Genomic DNA, 18,198 nt, shown 5'->3' on the forward strand with positions numbered 1-18,198 from the left:
TTAAGGGCGAAATCATTCGCCCTTTGAGACACTACCGAAAAACTGTTTTACCAGACTTTGCCGAGCACCATCGACATAGGTAAACACCACCGGCACCACCAGCAGACTTAACAAAGTGGAGCTGATCAAGCCGCCGATCACCGCCACCGCCATCGGCTGACGAAAGCTGGCGTCGGCTCCCCAACCCAACGCAATCGGCAACATGCCGGCAATCATTGCCACCGTGGTCATGACAATCGGCCTGGCGCGTTTATGACAGGCATCCAATAAAGCCTCGTGCCGACTTAGGCCGTGTTCGCGTATCGCCAACAAAGCATATTCCACCAACAAGATCGAGTTTTTGGTGACGATGCCCATCAACATGATCAAGCCTATCATCGACGGAATATTCAACTCGCCGCCGGTCAGCAATAAGGCGATAAACGCGCCACCCATCGACAAGGGTATCGCCGACAGGATGGTCAGGGGTTGAAAGAAATCCTTGAATAGCAGCACCAACACGCAAAACACGCACAATAAGCCGGTCAGCATCGCCATACCAAAACTGCTAACCAGTTCTGCCATAATTTCCGCATCGCCGGTACGAATCAATTTAACGCTGGACGGCATATTCACCACCGCCGGCAAAGTTTTGGCGGCGGCCAGCGCCTCACCCAGGGACATTCCCCCTAATTCGGCATTGACCGTGACATAGCGGCGCCGGTCGTACCTATCCACCTGTGCTGAGCCGCTAGCCAGCGACAACTCAGCCACACTGGATAGCGGCACCAGCTTATCCCCGGCCCTAACCCTTAGATTGGCCAGCACCTGTAAATCCTGCCGCGCGGCATCGGCTATCCTTACCCGAATCGCCAGTTGGCGGTTATCCAGATTCAGCTTGGCCAATTGGGCATCGAAATCGCCGCTGGTGGCAATCCGCACCGTTTCACCGATCAGCTCGGCCGTCACGCCCAGTTCGGCAGCGCGCTGCCAGTCCGGCCGAATCGCAATCTCCGGCCGCTCCAGGCTCGCGGTGGAGCTGATGCTGCTTAAGGTACCCACGGTACGCAAATCGCGCTCCAATGCCTGTGCACTGGCTTTTAAGGCCCCCGCATTATCGCTGGACAGTATCAAAGACATTTTCTCGCCGGGGCCACCAATGCCAATGGAAAATCGGGCGCCGGGCACATCGCGCAATACTGCCCGCACTGCCTGTTCAATCTGCGATTGATGCGGCCGCTGCCCCCGCTCGCTCAAGGTCAAGGTCAGCGCCCCCTTGCGTTGTTCGCCCGGCCTGGTCACGCCGCCACCGACTATTTGACTGCTGCCGACTGCGGTAAAAATGTGTTCGACACCTGCCAGCGCTTGCAGAACAGTTCGCGCCGCTTCGGCAACTCGACCGGCATCGTTTATCGAACTGCCCGGCGGCAACTCGAGTTGCACGGTGGTGTAGCCGCGATCAGCAGGTGGTACGAAACCCGCCGGAATCAAGGGCAGCAATAAGCAAGCTCCGATAAAAAATAGCGTGGAGAGCAGCATCGTGGCCTGACGATGCTGCAAGGTCCACTGCACGGCTTGCAGGTAAATAGGCATCAATCTGCCATCGACGCTGGCCGGATGATGCCCTTCGGTGAGTAAATAAGCCGCCAGCATCGGCGTCAGCAAGCGCGCAACCAGCAAAGACGCAAGCACCGCCACCACCGCCGTCCAGCCGAATTGTCTAAAAAACAATCCTGATACGCCGCTCATCAGCGCGGTAGGCATGAACACCACCACCAGCGTCAAGGTGGTGGCGATCACCGCCAGCGCGATTTCATCAACCGCCTCGGCGGCGGCCTGACGGATGCTTTTGCCCATCCGCACGTGCCGGGCGATGTTTTCGATTTCCACGATCGCATCGTCCACCAAGATCCCGACCACGATAGCCAAGGCCAGCATGGTCAGCATGTTCAAGGAAAACCCCAGCCAATGCATCACCGCAAAGGTCGGCAGAATCGACAAAGGCAGGGCCGAAGCCGACACTAAAGTCGCCCGCCAATCGCGCAAGAACCACCACACCACCAGCACAGCCAACAGCGCGCCTTCGTAGAGCATCATCATCGAGCCTTCATACTGCTCTTGCGAATACGCTACCGAACCGGAAATCAGGGTAAAACTCAGGGACGGATCGGCTTCCCGCATCCGCGCCAAGGCCTGTTCCACATCATTAGCGATGCGGGTTTCGTCAAACCCCTTGGCCCTGTAGATGTTGAAACCGATCAAAGGCTTGCCGTCCAAGGCTGCCAATTGCGTGCGCTCGGCAACGGTGTCGCGAACGGTGGCGATTTGATCCAATCGCACCTCGCGGCCACCGGCAATTGCCACGGGCAAAGCCGCCAATTCGTCGGCTTGCCGCACCGTGGCCAGCGTGCGCACGGATTGCTCCACCAAACCCACATTACCCCGACCGCCGGAAGATTCCTGCTGTACCTGTTTCAAGGCTCGCGACACATCGGTCGCGGTGACGCCCAGCGACGCCAACCGCACCGGATCGACTTCCAGTTGTATTTCCCGCTGCACACCGCCCAAGCGTTCGAAGCGACCTACGCCGGCCACACCCAACATGACCTTGCTGACATTATCGTCCACCCGCCAGGACAAGGCTTCCTCGTCCAACTTGGTCGAGGCAATCGCATAGGTCAAAATCGGCGCACCGCCCACTGTCACCGCACTGATACTCGGTTGCAGCACGCTGCTCGGCAAATCCGAGCGCACCCGGTCCACCGCGTCCTTGGTTTCGATCAAGGCATCGGAAAGCTTTTTTTCCAGGATAAATTCGACATTGATTTGCACCAAGCCATCGGTAATCGAGGTGCGGATATGCTTCAACCCGGATAGGGTGGCAATAGAATCCTCGACTTTACGCGCCACTTCGGTTTCCAGCTGTGCCGGCGCCGCGCCCGGTTGATTGAGCTTAACGATTACGCTGGGTAAATCCAGGTCAGGCAAGCTCTGTATGGATAGCTGTTGTAAACCGCGCAGTCCGGCCAGTGACAGCAAGATAAACAGTAAAATCGATGGAATGGGGTTGCGAATCGACCAAGAGGCAAAACTCATCAATCCACCCTCGCCGGCGCGATGTGCACGAGATCGCCATCGTTGAGAAAACCGGCGCCCTCTACCACCACCCGGTCTGTTTCGTTCAAGCCTTGGACAATTTCGATTTCCACGCCCTGCCGCCGGCCGGTAGCGACTGACTGTAAACTAACCGGCGAGGTATCGGCATCGCTGTGCAGCCTCAGCACATAACTGCGTCCGTCGCGGATCACCACGCAGGCTGCCGGCACCACTAGCGCCGGACGTTGACTTAACTCGATTCGGCCATTGGCATACATACCGGCCCGCGCCTGGCTACCGGGCACGATATCGGCGTACATGACGCCCAACCGCGACTGCTCGTCCAAGGCTGGCGCCAGTTGCCGCACCTTGGCTTGGGCAACGCTGCCGTCCGGCAAACTGAGTTGAATCGCTTGCCCTGTCTGGATTTGCGCGATTTGCCCGGCAGTCAATTCACCGCGCCATTCCAAGCGATTTTGCCGAATTAACCGAAACAATTCCTGCCCGCTGCCGGCCACTGCGCCCAGGGTTGCCATTCGCGCGCTAATCGCGCCGTCGTCCGGCGCCCGCACCTCGGCATAGCTTAGTTGCAACTGCTTAGCTGCCAACTGGGCCTTGATGACATCGACCTGGATGCGGGAGGTTTCCGCTTCGGTTTCGTAACGCAACAACTCCTGTTGACTTAGCGTCGCTGCGTTTTTCAGTTTTAACACCCGCTGTTTGTTGATTTCGGCTTGCGCGGCGGTGGCCCGTGCCTGTGCCAGATTGGCCTGCAATTGCGCCAGATCGGCGCGCAGCATATCAGCATCGAAACGGGCCAGTAGTTGACCGCGTTTTACTTGATCGCCGACATTGACATTGACTTCGATTAGCCGCAATCCGGTCTGCTGGGCACCGATTACGGCTTCTTGCCAAGCCGCAATCGCACCGGACGCCTCTATGGTTGTCGGCCATTGCCGCCATTGCGGCATTGCCCGCGTCACCGTTAGCGCCGGCACCGCTTTCACCGGAGTGGAAGCATCTGGACTTTCCGGCCTTAACAACCAAACTATAAGCATCGCACAGCATGCCAGTACGGTAAAAATCCCGATAAGTAATGAGCCGCGTGCCATACCGCGCTGGGAATGAAGGGTATAAAAGCTAATAGAACGCGTTAGGTGTGTCATCATGACGAAAAATCTCGGCAAACATTACTCAGCTCCAAGTCTATACGACAATTTAAAACTGAACCATCGGGTTTAGAATAAGCCAAACAATGGCCTATCGCTCGAAACTCAGCCGACACGTTTGAATAAGGGAGGTTCCATGCGGAAAAAAAGTGGAGAACGTTGCCAAGCCATTCTGGATGCGGCAAAAACCATGTTTGAAAAAGTCGGTTTCGAACAAGCGACCATGGCGGAAATCGCCGCTACCGCCGGCCACTCCAAGGCCACGCTGTATAACTATTTCAGCTCCAAGGAACAGCTGTTCCTGGAATTGGCGCGGCGTTCCGCAGATCGCCACAGTGAGCAATTATTCTCGTTGCTGATGCCGAACAACGGCAGTGCGCCTCTTGATACGTTGCCAGACCAGGTCAACCAGGTCCTGGCGCTATTGCAACCTTCCGACGACTTGACGGCAACTTTGCAACGTTTCGGCGAAGGTGTGATGAGTAATTTTCTGACCTTGAAAAGCTTGGCGGCCCGGCGCATGTTGATCGCCGCAGCCGCCAATCAGCCGGAAGCCGGCCGCCTGTTTTTCGAAAACGGTCCGGCCAAAGGCATGCAATTTACTGCGCAATTTTTCGAACAAGCAATGAATGCCGGCCAGTTGCGGCGTGCCGATCCTCATGTGGCGGCCGCGCATTTTCGCGGCCTACTGGAATCGGAAGTGTACGAATCGGGCTTGTTCAACGCCCGCCGGGAATTGAAACCCAAAGAAGTTAAAGCGACAGTCGAACGCGCCGTCAGCGTGTTTATCAGAGCCTACGCGCCGACTGCCGGCGATTTGAATCAAGACTAGCTATTGCTTGAAAACTTCGCGAAACAGCTGCTGCATGGCTTCCCAGGATTGTTTATCCGCGTCGGCATTGTAAGCAATAGGTAAATTGTTGGCTTTGCCCAACCTGTCGGCATCGGGATTGCTGAAACCGTGGCGTACGCCGGGATAGTTGACAAAACGATAATCCACACCAGCTTGGGTCATTTCTTTTTCAAAAGCCGTAATGCTATCGGCACTGACGAATTCGTCGGCCGCGCCGTTCAACACCAATACCCGCGCCTTCACCTGCCCGACCCGCGCCGGGGTTTGCGTTGCCAGATTGCCGTGAAAGCTCACCACCGCCGCCAGATCGGTACCCAGCCGCGCCATATTCAAGACTGTCGCGCCGCCGAAACAATAGCCTATAGCCGCAATCTTGCCCTTATTGACACTGGCTTGTTTTTGCAAAAAGGCTAAAGCCGCCGTAAAACGCAGTTGCGAAACACCGGCCCGCTCCACGACGCTGTTCATGAAGGTTGAAGCTTCGGCGGCATGCTCGCTGGATTTGCCGTCGCCGTACATATCGACAGCCAGCGCGGTATAGCCCAGCTCAGCCAACATCTTCGCACGCTGCCGGGCATAGTCGTTCAAGCCCCACCATTCGTGAACCACCAACACGCCGGGCTGTTTTTCGCCCTTTGCATCGTCCCATACCAGATAGCCCTTCAGCGTGGTATCGCCGGCGGTATAACTGACGGTTTGTTCCTGCAATGCCGCTTGCAAACCGGAACTGAACAATAAAGCCAAAAAGAATAAGCCGCGCATCATGAAAACCTCCCGTTCAAAAAATGGGCTTACGTTTACACCGCTAACGGGCATTGTCAATCTCTCGGGCCTTGCGACGATAAAATTCCACCTTTGCGGCGTGTTTTACAGCAAACTAGACGCACTGATTTCCTTTAAACGAACAGCAAATTAAATTCCATGACGCACTCCGGCGCAAAACCTATCTGGCGGCAAATCCCCAAAAGCGTTTGGGCATTGGGCTTTGTCAGTATGTTGATGGATATTTCCTCGGAAATGATCCACAGCCTGCTGCCGATATTCATGCTCACCACCTTGCATGCCAGTAGCTTGAGCATCGGCTTAATCGAAGGCGCTGCGGAAGCGACTGCGCTAATCGTGAAGGTGTTTTCCGGCGTGCTCAGCGATTATCTGGGCAAGCGTAAAAGCCTGGCTTTGATCGGCTATAGCCTGGGCGCACTGACCAAACCCCTGTTTGCGATTGCCGGCAGCAGCGGTATGGTCCTGACGGCGCGCTTGCTGGATCGGGTCGGCAAGGGCATTCGCGGCGCCCCGCGCGACGCGCTGGTAGCCGACATTACCCCGCCGGAAATTCGCGGCGCGGCCTTTGGCCTACGGCAATCGCTGGACACGGTAGGGTCATTCCTCGGGCCATTGCTGGCCGTGGCGCTAATGCTGCTGTGGGCTAATGATTTTCGGGAGGTATTTTGGGTGGCGGTTATTCCTGGCCTGTTATCGGTCATGATGTTGCTGTTTGGCGTGCGGGAACCCAAGCATATACAGCGTTCGCAACACGGTAATCCGATAAAACGCGCCAATCTGCAACGCTTGCATGCCGGCTATTGGCGGGTAGTGATTATCGGCGCGGTATTCACGCTGGCGCGTTTCAGCGAGGCATTTTTGGTGCTGCGCGCACAACAAAGCGGTATTCCAATTGCGCTGTTACCCTTGGCAATGGTGGCGATGAATATCGTTTATTCGGCCACGGCCTACCCATTCGGCCGCCTGTCCGACAGCGTATCGCATCGCAAATTGCTGGGCTGGGGACTGGTCGTGCTAATCGCCGCCGACTTGGTGCTGGCTAGTAGCGCCGACTGGCGAATCGTGCTGGCCGGCGTGGGACTTTGGGGGGTACACATGGGCATGACCCAAGGCTTGCTGGCAAAAATGGTCGCGGACACTGCGCCGGCCGACCTGCGCGGCACCGCTTACGGGTTTTTCAATCTGGTGGGCGGCATCGCCATGCTGTTGGCTAGCGTCATGGCGGGTTTACTGTGGGATAGCTACGGCGCCGAATTTACGTTTTACGCCGGGGCCGGATTTTGTTTGATTGCGCTATTCATCCTCATCACTCAGCGTAGAGATAAAGCTGATCATTGACCGCCATTTGCATAGCCATAGACTAAAAAAAGGAAAAATTCCCGAAAAATTTTGCAACAAGCTTACAAGCATGTAAGCTTTAGCGTACAAATAATCTCGTAAATGGCCGAGCTTTTCAGCCGAATAAGTACCTAAAGCCTAGTTTGAAATACATCCTTCTCAGCCGTTTACAGCGTATCAATAAATACCAGCTTTGGCTGATTTCGGTGGTTCTGGCGACAGTGCTCACCGAATCGATTGTGGCGATGATGGATTTGCTGCTGAAAGGCGAAATCAGCATCGATTACCTACTCACCGGCTTGGTCGCATCGCTGCTTGTCGCCTCGTTGATCTGCGCGATGATTATTGTCTTTTTAGATCAACTGAGCAGTTTGAACGACGATAATACCCAGTTGAGTACTATCGTCACCGCACTGCCCATTCCGCTGGCACTATTCGACGACAAGCGCAACCTGCAAATGCTGAACCCGGAATTTACCAAGGTCTTCGGCTACGAGCTCCGGGATATTCCCAACCTATCCGAATGGCAACTACAGGCCTTCCCCGATCCTGTTTACCGTGAAACGATCAGCGCGGAATGGCAAAAGCGTTTCAAAAATGACGACCTTGAATTTCAGCCCCTGGAAATCAAAATCCGCTGCAAAAACGGTCTGACCAAACACGCAATGGCCACCGCCACGCGTATAGGTGGAGCCGATCATAAAATGCAGTTGGTGTTGCTCTACGATATTTCCAAACGCATCGCAGCAATGAACGCGCTCGCCGAGTCGCGTAGCCTGTTGCAGTCGGTGATCGAAACCATACCCACGCGGGTGTTTTGGAAAGATCCGCAATCGCGCTATCTCGGCTGTAACTCCCAGTTTGCTGGAGATTGCGGCTTGGCCAGAGCTGAAGACATTGTCGGCAAAGTCGATAGCCAATTGTCCTGGCGGGATCAGGCGGAAATCTACCGTGCCGATGACCGCCTCGTAATGCAATCCAATGTGCCTAAGCTGGCGTACGAAGAGCCGCAAACCACTCCCGATGGCCGGGAGATTCTGCTGCGAACCTCCAAAGCGCCACTGCGGAACAGTCTGGGTGAAACCATCGGGGTATTGGGGGTATACGATGACATCACCGAACTAAAGAAGATCGAAAACGAGTTGTGGCTGACCAAAACCATGGTCGATAAAAGCAAGACCGCTTTCTTCTGTCTTGATCCCAGGGGCATGGTGACGTACGTCAATGATTACGCGTGTCTGTCCTTGGGCTATTCGCGGGACGAATTGGTGGGTATGAGCCCTTGGGAATTCGATCCGGACTTTCCGGCCAGTGCCTGGTCGAGCATTTGGGGGCGTTTGCGCGACTGCGAAATCGTCAGCCACGAAAGTCGGCATCGGCGTAAGGACGGCACGATTTTCCCTGTCGAACTCACCTGCCACTACATCGCTCACAATGGCTTGGAACTGAGTTTTACCTTCGTGCAAAACATTAGCGAACGTAAACGCCTGGACACCGAACTGCGGATTGCCGCTACGGCTTTCGAATCGCAAGAGGGCATGATGATTACCGATGCCAATGCCGTGATTTTAAAGGTTAATAAATCGTTCACCGAAATTACCGGCTACGCCAGCGAAGAAGCCGTCGGTCAAAAAATGAATTTACTCAATTCCGGCATTCACAACGCGCTGTTTTTTGCAGAGATGTGGCAATCAATCGATAGCAAGGGCGTCTGGCAAGGCGAAATATGGAATCGGCGTAAGAACGGCAATATATTCCCGGAATGGCTCACCATCAGCGCCGTGAAAGGCGCGGATGACAAAATTACTCATTATGTCGGCACGATGATGGACATAACGGCGCGTAAAGCCATAGAGCAACACATTCATCATCTGGCCCACTTTGACGCACTAACCGATCTGCCCAATCGCACCTTGCTGATCGACCGTCTACATCAGGCTATCGCTCAGGCCAGACGCGAGCACGGTTTGCTGGCCTTGCTCTATCTGGATCTGGACAAATTCAAGCCGGTCAACGACAGCTTCGGCCACGATGTCGGCGACTTATTGTTGAAGGAAGTGGCGAATCGCCTGGAAGCATGCGTAAAGCGCGAAACGGATACCGTGTCGCGCTTGGGTGGCGACGAGTTTGTGATTTTGCTCAGTCAATTAGACAGACAATCGGCGGCCGGATTGGTAGCGGAAAGCATCTTGGCTAGTTTGAATCAGCCATTTGTGATTCAACAACACACCCTGGATATCTCTTCCAGCGTAGGTATTGCCGTTTATCCGGATGACGGCTTGGAAGCACATACCCTGATGAAAAACGCCGATAATGCCATGTATCAAGCCAAATGCGCCGGTCGCGGATGTTTCCGGTTTTTTAGGTCCGCAGCAGAAGGCTAATTGCCGTTTACCTGCAAAGGCCCATATAGCCACAGACCAAGCCTTGGCTCCACTGCCACCCCCGCCGCATCGGCGAATTGAAACGGTACCGAAATCAGCTCCATACCGTGATTAATCTGCACCGCAAAATGCAAATGCGGCCCGGTCGTCAAGCCGGTATTGCCGGAGTAACCGATCAACTGTCCGGTGGCCACCCGCATTCCTGGCGAGACTTGAGCCTTTTCCAACGCCAGATGCGCATAAACGGCCATGGAGCCGTCCTCATGCAAGATCCTGATGCTGTTGGCCTTGCTGGCGTAAGCCTGGCTGGTGCCATTGCCGGTGTAATCGTTTTCCACTTCCAACACGATACCGCCGCGAGCCGCGTAAATCGGTGTATCAACCGGCATCATAATGTCTACCGCATAACGATTTTGTTGATCGTGATGACTGTAAGGACCATTAAAAGCTTGGGTAATTTGAAACTGCGTACCGGCCGGCAAAGGTGGTTTATAAAGCGTTTGGCTCACATAGCCCGGTAACGGCCGCCCAACCACATAGCTATATTGCAGATTGACGCTATAAAATCCGGCGCTCTCGTTGGGAATAAGCGAAAACAAGCTGCCGGACTGTCCGGATTCAACGACAAAGCGGCGCGGCAAATCCGGATTGGCGCGGACATTTTCCCGCTCTCGCCAATCGACTGCCAACTCTATAGGCCCCGGATAGGCGTTCAGCGCAAAAAAACTCGGCTGCAAGTCATCGGCGGTTTTTTCCAGCCAAACGCGTTTAGGATTGGCGGCTTTTAATTGCCTGACTTCTACCGGCTGGCTAGATGCCGGGGCCTGATCCGTAAAATACCAGTTACCCTGGGCATCCTGATATTTATAAAGCTTTTTCGCTACACCGCTACCTGACGCCAATAACAGCGAAACCGCTAAAATGCCGCGCGCAAGCACCGGCCACCACGATTATTTGCGGGTAGAACTAAAGGTGTAAGACCGCACTACACCTTGCGCGTCGAAGCGAATCAACAAATCCTGGGAATCGTTACCGCCGAACAAGGCATATTTGTAGATCCCGTAAGTCCAGGTAGGCTTACCATCTTCCATGCCGGTGCGCCAAGGCGTGCCGAACATTTCGGTAATATCTTGCTTACGGGTTTGGCCGACCTTGATTTCCGGCACTCTGACGGGGGAAAACTCTTGGCCGACAGTAAAGCAACCGGTCAATTGCGTAGTCGCAAGGCTGGCGACTAATAGAAGTGAACTAAAGCCAAAAGCGCGTGGTCCGCGTTTTGCAAGAAAATTGTTCATTTGTATTCCCTAATTGAAAAGTTGATTGATATAAACTAGCTGTTAGTGGCTTATCTTAGCCGGTTCCAGCCGCGATTCGAAAATTTTTTAGCCACCGATAAGATGTCATCATGCCTACCGAAAACCACAATTCAGCCCTCGATAATCTGAACTTCGACAATCGTTTTATCCGCGAGTTGCCAGGTGATCCCGAACCGGACAATTTTCGGCGCCAAGTTTATGCAGCGTGCTATTCCAGGGCCAATCCGACACCGGCGCAGCAACCCAGGTTAGTCGCTTATTCCAGAGAAGTCGCGGAAGATTTGGGCTTATCCGCCGAGATTTGCGAATCGGAAGATTTTTGCCAAGTATTCGCCGGCAGCCGGCTAGCAAAAGGCATGGAAGCGTACGCGATGTGCTACGGCGGCCATCAATTCGGCCATTGGGCCGGTCAGCTCGGCGATGGCCGGGCCATCAACTTGGGCGAAGTCGTTAACAATCGTAACCAACGTTATACCTTGCAACTGAAAGGTGCCGGCGTCACGCCGTATTCGCGTAGCGCCGACGGCTTGGCGGTTCTGCGTTCTTCAATACGCGAGTTTTTGTGCAGCGAAGCCATGCATCATCTCGGTGTGCCGACCACCCGCGCCTTGAGTGTAATCCTGACCGGCAAGCAAGTGGTGCGCGACATGTTCTATGACGGTAATCCGCAAATGGAACCTGGCGCAGTGGTCTGCCGGGTGGCTCCGTCGTTTACCCGCTTCGGCAGTTTTCAAATATTCACCGCGCGCGATGACATCGACTCGCTGAAAAAACTGGTGGATTACACCATTCGTACCGATTTTCCGGAGCTGGGTGAGCCATCGATTCCTGTCTACCTGGATTGGTTTAAACAAGTGTGCCGCAAGACGGCCGAAATGATCGTGCACTGGCAGCGGGTCGGTTTCGTGCACGGGGTGATGAACACCGACAATATGTCGATACTGGGCTTGACCATCGATTATGGTCCTTACGGCTGGCTGGAAAATTACGATCCGGACTGGACACCCAACACCACTGATGCGCAAGGCCGGCGCTACCGGTTCGGCAATCAGGCGAAAATCGCCTATTGGAATTTGGTACAACTCGCCAACGCTTTGTATCCCTTGATTATGCGTGCCGAAAGTTTGCAGCAAGCCTTATTGGCTTACACCGAAACCTTCGACGCCGGCTGGCAGGCGATGATGGCCGCCAAATTGGGTCTAACAACGTTCGAACCCAGCGAAGACGATGGCTTGGTTAACGAACTAACGCAGCTAATGCAAGCCGCTGAAACCGATATGACCTTGTTTTATCGGCAGTTGGCCAATGTCGATATAAGTGCGGAATCCAATTCGCCGGCACAATTTTTAGCGCTTTTGCAGCGAACCAGCTACGAGCCATTGACCGACGACATCATGGCGCAAGCCACCCGCTGGTTCGCCATTTATCGCCTGCGCAGTCAACGCTACGCTAGACTACCGCTTGAGCGCAGTTCAGCAATGAATGCGGTCAATCCGAAATACGTATTGCGTAATTACCTGGCGCAATTGGCTATTGACCAGGCGGAACAAGGCGATTTTTCTTTAGTCCGGGAATTGCTCGATGTGTTGCGCCACCCTTACGCCGAACAACCGGATAAACAGAGTTTTGCAGCTAAACGGCCCGATTGGGCTAAGCAGCGCGCCGGCTGTTCCATGTTGTCGTGCAGCTCCTAACGACTCGTCTAGGCAAATTTCGAACCAAGGTACTATGTCAACTTGTTCAAATTAGCTTATTATTCGGCCACTAAATCACGTTATTTACTTGGAATAATCTCCGGAGCAAAGCATGGCCAAAGAAATCGGCATCGTTAAAATCGCAACCGGCACCGTTACCGCCATTGCCGCCGACGGCAGTAAACGTATTTTGCAGGTGGGCGACCGCGTTTACCCGACCGATCTCTTGACCACTGCCGAAGGCAGCACGGTGATGATAGAGCTTGCCAATGGCTCCTTCGTTGACATGGGCGGCAATGACAGCATGCAACTGGGTGCCGTATTGCAAGAACAGGGCGAAGCCACTCAGACCGCGCAAAACCCGCAACCGGCAGGACTCTCCGCCGAAGAAATTCAAGCCGCCTTACTGGCCGGCGCAGATCCGACGGCAATAGCCGAAGCTACCGCCGCCGGCGGAGCGCCGGGTGCCGGAGGCGCACCGGGAGCAGGTAACGAAGGCCATGTGCCGGTTACTGTCGAATACCTCAACCCCGTGGCACCTGTCACTAACGGTTTCGACACCACGGGGCCAGAGGTGGCATTTCCGCCGATTGTGCAGGAAGTTTTGATATTGAATCCAGACCAGGCCACTGCCACTACCCCGATAGTCGGCAGCGCTACTAATGTCATTGTGGACGAAAGCAGTGCCAGCCAGCTACTTTCTCAGTCCGGTACGCTAAGCATTAACGGCCAAACGCCGTTATCAGTAGCTTTGTCGGCAACTGGAGCGACTTGGGATAGTAATACGCAAACCCTGACAGCTAACGACGGCTCTTATCAGGTAGTTGTGAACAATGGCAGTTATACCTTCACCTTGCTAAACGCTTTGACCCACATAAACACGGGCACACCGGAATCGCCGGCTATTGGCTTTACATTCTCCGCGACGTTAACCGATCAGGACGGTAGAGTCGCGAATACGACGTTTAGCGCGAACGTGTTTGATGACGCACCCTTCGTCAAAAACAGCAACGGGATTTTACAAGATGCCGCAGGTCAAACATTAACGGGCTTGATTGATTACGATCTGGGTTTTGATGGCTTTGGAAGTGCCGGTGGTGTAAATTTGATAAACAATAATGGGGCTTTAACGTCTCGAGCGGACGGTATTTCTTATTTGATTGTCGATAGCAACGGCGACCAGTTACAAGAGCTTTATGCTTTTGTCGATAACGGTGCCCTGACGACCACATTTGCCGACCTCAGTGCTGACCGCATGGTATTTTCGCTGCTGCCGACAGTTAACGGCGCCGTAGATGGTGCGTACAAATTGGAATTACACGATGTTTTGGATTTGCCTGCTGCGCCGAGCACCACGCTAGATTTTGGCAGTGCCGCGCTGGCTTTCGGTGCCGGAAAAGTTGCTGTAGGGAATTCTCTACTTGTTGAGGGCAGCAACCTGTTTATCGACTCAACAAACAATGACGTCGGTGTGGGTGATAGATTTTTGGATACATCGGAAGTAATAACCTACAGATTTGGTACTGTCGGCGGTTTCGATATTACATCCCCGCAATTAGTAAACTCGGTGCAACTCAATGAAGCCGATGTTGGTAGTGCTTTGGATGTTTTTACCTGGACAGCTTATAGGGGGCTAACCCAAGTTGATACTGGAACGGTTGTATTTAGCACGCCTGCTGGAGGTGGGCTTACGGACCCGATTGATGTGGTTGGTGGTTATGACCGATTGGAAATCCAGGTTAATTTTGGCAAACTCGCGGTGGGAGGTCTGCAATATAGCAGCGTAGCGCCACAAAACCTGCAATTACAGTTTGGTTTTAGTGCAACAGATGGTGATGGCGATAGCACCGGCGTTGGTAGCTTTACCGTCGATACCGGCGCATTGCTCAATACTGGCATCGGCAGTGTGCTGCCTGATTTGCAACACCCCGATAGCGTTATTCATTAATCAAGTGCATTTCGCAACAAAAAGCCGGCATAAGCCGGCTTTTTGTTGCCTGGGAACAAGCTTTAATCTGCTTTGCGCTGTTTTCCGTAGCCTACCATACCAATCAGTCCAGACAAAAACAGCCATGTTGCAGCCGGCAAAGGTACTGCCGAAGTCGTATACGTGATAGTGGCTTGGACAAAAGGGTTGCTGCCTTGTCCAGCATTCAAGTCCGCGGTCACATCAGGTGACAGTGCCAAGGTGATAAGGATTTTGTTGTCCTGTGTCCAGCTCTGCAATAAAGCACCCGGTAGCGGCGTGCTCCGCGACCACTCGACCAAATCGGCGTTTGTAACCGTGCTGTAATTGTTGGCGTCGACAAAGACAGAACTAGAGTTAACTGGTGGAGCAATAGGGGCGAATTTCAGATTGCTGATAACGCTTTCGAATGTAACGGCGATGTTCTCAGGATTGGCAGTAGATGCGTTGATGGAATAATCTCCACGCGCATGGATAGTGAAGCTGCCGGTCACTAAATCCGCCAAAGGCGCATTATCAATCGTGAAGGTAAAGAGCTGTCCATCCTGGGTTTGTTGGAACTCAGTCGAGGTAAAACTGACCAGCCCAGCGCTAGCTTCTATGCTTGCCGTAGAAAGAAACAAGGCAACCAAGGGTTTAACTAGTTGATTACGCATAGGGATTTCCTTAAAAATGAGTACTGGCACAAATTTTACGTCATGTCGGCTTGCAAAGCCACCTGTACTTAAGGGCTGAAACGGATTAAATCCAATTCAATTCTAACCATGCAACAGCCATTTGCCGGTTTGGAAAAACTAAACCGCTGCGGTTTTTGTCCACATCCAGGTTTTACTTGGATTCTAGCCAGATTTGCTGGCAGCGGATTGCTAAAAAAGTATGCTCAAACCAGTCATTTCGGGTATCCTTTTTAAGCTAATCCAACGTTTTCCAAGGTTCCGTAATGACCAACAATACCGATATTGCCGCCAAACACGATATTGATCCTGCTGAAACCCTAGAATGGATGGAGGCACTGCAAGCGGTGATAGAAAAAGAAGGTGGCGACCGCGCCACCTTTTTGATTGAAACTCTGCTCAGTACCGCCAGACAAGCCGGCATGGACATTCCGTTCTCGGCCAACACCCCTTACATCAACACCATCCCCATAGATCGACAACCCAAATTCCCAGGCAATACCGACATCGAGCGCACCATCCGCTCTTACGTGCGCTGGAACGCAATGATGATGGTTTTGCGCGCGAATAAATACACCAATGTCGGCGGCCATATCGCCAGTTTCGCTTCCGCGGTTACCTTGTACGACGTAGGGCAAAATCATTTCTGGAACGCGCCCTCGGACAAACACGGCGGCGACCTGATTTTCTCGCAAGGCCATTCCGCACCAGGCACTTACGCTCACGCCTTCTTGCTCGGCCGTTTGAGCGAAGAACAAATGGACAGCTTTAGGCAGGAAGTCGGCGGCAACGGCTTATCGTCTTATCCGCATCCTTGGTTGATGCCGGACTTCTGGCAATTCCCCACCGTATCGATGGGCCTCGGCCCGATCATGGCCATTTACCAAGCCCGCTTCATGCGTTACATGCAAAATCGCGGCTTTGCCAATACCGACGGTCGTAAAGTATGGGCCTTCTTGGGCGACGGGGAAACCGACGAACCAGAAACCTTGGGCGCGATTGGTATGGCCGGTCGCGAAAAACTGGATAACCTGATTTTCGTCGTCAATTGCAACTTGCAACGCCTGGATGGTCCGGTGCGCGGTAACGGCAAGATCATTCAGGAACTGGAAGGCAACTTCCGCGGCGCGAACTGGAACGTGATCAAAGTTATCTGGGGTCGTCGTTGGGATGCTATCTTGTCCCGCGATAAAGATGGCCTTATCGTAAAACGCATGATGGAATGCGTCGATGGTGATTATCAAACCTTCAAATCCAAGGACGGCGCTTACGTCCGGGAAAAATTCTTCAACACCCCGGAATTGCAAGAATTGGTGAAAGACTACACTGACCGCGACATCTGGGAATTGAATCGCGGCGGCCACGACCCAATCAAAGTTTTCGCCGCATTCAATGCTGCTGTCAACCATACCGGCCAACCCACTGTAGTTCTGGCTAAAACCATCAAGGGTTACGGCATGGGCGATTCGGGACAAGCGCAAAACACCAGCCATCAACAGAAGAAGATGAGCATGGAATCGATCAAATATATCCGCGACCGCTATCAATTGCCGGTCAGCGACGAAGAGTTGATCAATCTGCCTTACCTGCGTTTTGCGGAAGACTCTGCGGAACTGAATTACCTGCGTCAACGGCGCGTTGATCTGGGCGGTTACTTGCCGGCTCGCCGCGCAAAAGCTTATCCCTTGGAAATCCCCGCCTTATCTGCTTTTAAAGGTCTGTTAGAGGGCACCGGCGAAGGGCACGAAATTTCCACCACGATGGCCTTTGTGCGCATACTGAACATTCTGGTCAAGGACAAACAAATCGGTAAACGTGTGGTGCCTATCGTTCCCGACGAATCACGCACCTTTGGTATGGAAGGCATGTTCCGTCAGCTGGGTATCTGGTCGCAGGTTGGCCAGCTCTATACGCCGCAAGACGCCGAGCAGCTGATGTTTTACAAGGAAGACAAGCACGGTCAGGTGTTGCAAGAGGGTATCAACGAAGCGGGCGGTCTGTGCGACTGGATCGCGGCAGGTACCGCGTATTCGACTCACGGCGTACCGATGATTCCGTTCTTCATCTATTACTCGATGTTCGGTTTCCAACGCGTCGGCGATTTGATCTGGGCTGCGGCCGATCAACGCACGCGCGGCTTCCTGCTAGGCGGCACCGCCGGCAGAACCACCCTCAATGGCGAAGGCTTGCAACATGAAGACGGCCACAGCCACTTGATGTCGGCTACCGTACCCAACTGCTACTCCTACGACCCCACCTTCGCTTGCGAGTTGGCGGTGATCATTCAGGACGGTTTGCGCCGGATGTATGTCGAACAGGAGGACATTTTTTACTACATCACCTTGATGAACGAAAACTACGACCAGCCGGCCATGCCGGAAGGTGCGGAAGCCGACATATTGAAAGGGATGTATTTGTTCAAAAAAGGCCCGAACAGCAAAAAACCGCGCGTGCAGTTATTGGGTTCCGGCACCATTTTTATCGAAGTGATCGAAGCCGCCAAATTGCTGCACGATGATTGGGGTGTGGACGCCGATATCTGGAGCTGCCCTAGCTTTACCGAGCTGGCTCGCGATGGCCAAACCTGCGAGCGCTGGAACCGCTTACATCCGACTGAAAAGCCGCGTACCACGCATGTCGCGCATTGCCTGGACAACAGCAAAGGTCCAATTATTGCCGCTACCGATTACATGCGGGCGTTTGCCGAACAAATCCGGCCTTGGGTAAAAGCGTCTTACACGGTACTGGGAACCGACGGTTTTGGCCGCTCCGACACTCGCGCCAAACTGCGGAGCTTCTTTGAAGTGGATCGGTACCACGTTACCGTCGCCGCATTGCACAGCCTGGCGCAAGCCGGCGAGTTCGATGCTGCCAAGGTCGAAGTGGCAATCGCGAAATACAACATCAACCCTGACGCAACCGCTCCTTGGTTGATTTAACGGAAAG

Annotated in this window: 12 protein-coding genes; 6 read left to right on the forward strand and 6 right to left on the reverse strand. The window is 53.7% G+C overall.

Annotation, left to right across the window (positions count from 1 at the left end; translation table 11 throughout):
- Window positions 1-12 precede the first annotated feature (12 nt).
- Both METH11B_RS0114055 and METH11B_RS0114060 read right to left on the reverse strand, forming a co-directional pair.
- On the reverse strand, window positions 13-3,075 hold the full coding sequence (locus METH11B_RS0114055; RefSeq protein WP_026602563.1) for an efflux RND transporter permease subunit: 3,063 nt from the start codon (window positions 3,073-3,075) through the stop codon (window positions 13-15).
- On the reverse strand, window positions 3,075-4,244 hold the full coding sequence (locus tag METH11B_RS0114060) for an efflux RND transporter periplasmic adaptor subunit (protein WP_231499618.1): 1,170 nt from the start codon (window positions 4,242-4,244) through the stop codon (window positions 3,075-3,077). The genes METH11B_RS0114055 and METH11B_RS0114060 overlap by 1 nt, the downstream gene beginning before the upstream one ends.
- Before the next feature lie 136 nt (window positions 4,245-4,380).
- On the opposite strand from METH11B_RS0114060, the gene METH11B_RS0114065 reads away from it, so the two are divergent.
- Complete coding sequence (locus METH11B_RS0114065) at window positions 4,381-5,076, forward strand: TetR/AcrR family transcriptional regulator (RefSeq protein WP_026602565.1); 696 nt, start codon at window positions 4,381-4,383, stop codon at window positions 5,074-5,076.
- Here the strand turns inward: METH11B_RS0114065 and METH11B_RS0114070 are convergent, their stop codons facing one another.
- Window positions 5,077-5,862, reverse strand: coding sequence for a dienelactone hydrolase family protein (locus METH11B_RS0114070; protein ID WP_026602566.1), 786 nt, complete (start codon window positions 5,860-5,862; stop codon window positions 5,077-5,079).
- Window positions 5,863-6,018: 156 nt separating this feature from the next.
- On the opposite strand from METH11B_RS0114070, the gene METH11B_RS0114075 reads away from it, so the two are divergent.
- Together METH11B_RS0114075 and METH11B_RS27875 are read left to right on the forward strand one after the other, a co-directional pair.
- The gene (locus METH11B_RS0114075; RefSeq protein WP_026602567.1) at window positions 6,019-7,218 is read left to right on the forward strand and encodes an MFS transporter; all 1,200 of its coding nucleotides are present in this window, start codon (window positions 6,019-6,021) and stop codon (window positions 7,216-7,218) included.
- Window positions 7,219-7,361: 143 nt separating this feature from the next.
- Window positions 7,362-9,602, forward strand: a complete 2,241-nt coding sequence (locus METH11B_RS27875) for a PAS domain S-box protein (protein WP_026602568.1) — start codon at window positions 7,362-7,364, stop codon at window positions 9,600-9,602.
- Here the strand turns inward: METH11B_RS27875 and METH11B_RS0114085 are convergent.
- Both METH11B_RS0114085 and bamE read right to left on the reverse strand, forming a co-directional pair.
- Complete coding sequence (locus METH11B_RS0114085) at window positions 9,599-10,540, reverse strand: peptidoglycan DD-metalloendopeptidase family protein (protein WP_026602569.1); 942 nt, start codon at window positions 10,538-10,540, stop codon at window positions 9,599-9,601. The genes METH11B_RS27875 and METH11B_RS0114085 overlap by 4 nt on opposite strands.
- A gap of 12 nt (window positions 10,541-10,552) precedes the next feature.
- A complete protein-coding gene (gene bamE / locus METH11B_RS0114090) occupies window positions 10,553-10,897 on the reverse strand; it encodes an outer membrane protein assembly factor BamE domain-containing protein (RefSeq protein WP_026602570.1) in 345 nt (114 codons plus the stop codon).
- A 110-nt stretch (window positions 10,898-11,007) separates the two neighbouring features.
- On the opposite strand from bamE, the gene METH11B_RS0114095 reads away from it, so the two are divergent.
- Together METH11B_RS0114095 and METH11B_RS0114100 are read left to right on the forward strand one after the other, a co-directional pair.
- Window positions 11,008-12,612, forward strand: a complete 1,605-nt coding sequence (locus METH11B_RS0114095) for a protein adenylyltransferase SelO (protein ID WP_026602571.1) — start codon at window positions 11,008-11,010, stop codon at window positions 12,610-12,612.
- Window positions 12,613-12,724: 112 nt separating this feature from the next.
- The gene (locus METH11B_RS0114100; RefSeq protein ID WP_026602572.1) at window positions 12,725-14,560 is read left to right on the forward strand and encodes a retention module-containing protein; all 1,836 of its coding nucleotides are present in this window, start codon (window positions 12,725-12,727) and stop codon (window positions 14,558-14,560) included.
- A 62-nt stretch (window positions 14,561-14,622) separates the two neighbouring features.
- Here the strand turns inward: METH11B_RS0114100 and METH11B_RS29500 are convergent, their stop codons facing one another.
- Complete coding sequence (locus tag METH11B_RS29500) at window positions 14,623-15,234, reverse strand: VPLPA-CTERM sorting domain-containing protein (protein WP_020484279.1); 612 nt, start codon at window positions 15,232-15,234, stop codon at window positions 14,623-14,625.
- A gap of 284 nt (window positions 15,235-15,518) precedes the next feature.
- On the opposite strand from METH11B_RS29500, the gene aceE reads away from it, so the two are divergent.
- Entirely contained in the window at window positions 15,519-18,191 is a 2,673-nt protein-coding gene (aceE, locus tag METH11B_RS0114110) for a pyruvate dehydrogenase (acetyl-transferring), homodimeric type (RefSeq protein WP_026602573.1), read from the forward strand.
- Window positions 18,192-18,198 lie beyond the last annotated feature (7 nt).

The sequence above is a fragment of the Methylomonas sp. 11b genome (genome assembly GCF_000515215.1).
Taxonomy (GTDB): domain Bacteria; phylum Pseudomonadota; class Gammaproteobacteria; order Methylococcales; family Methylomonadaceae; genus Methylomonas.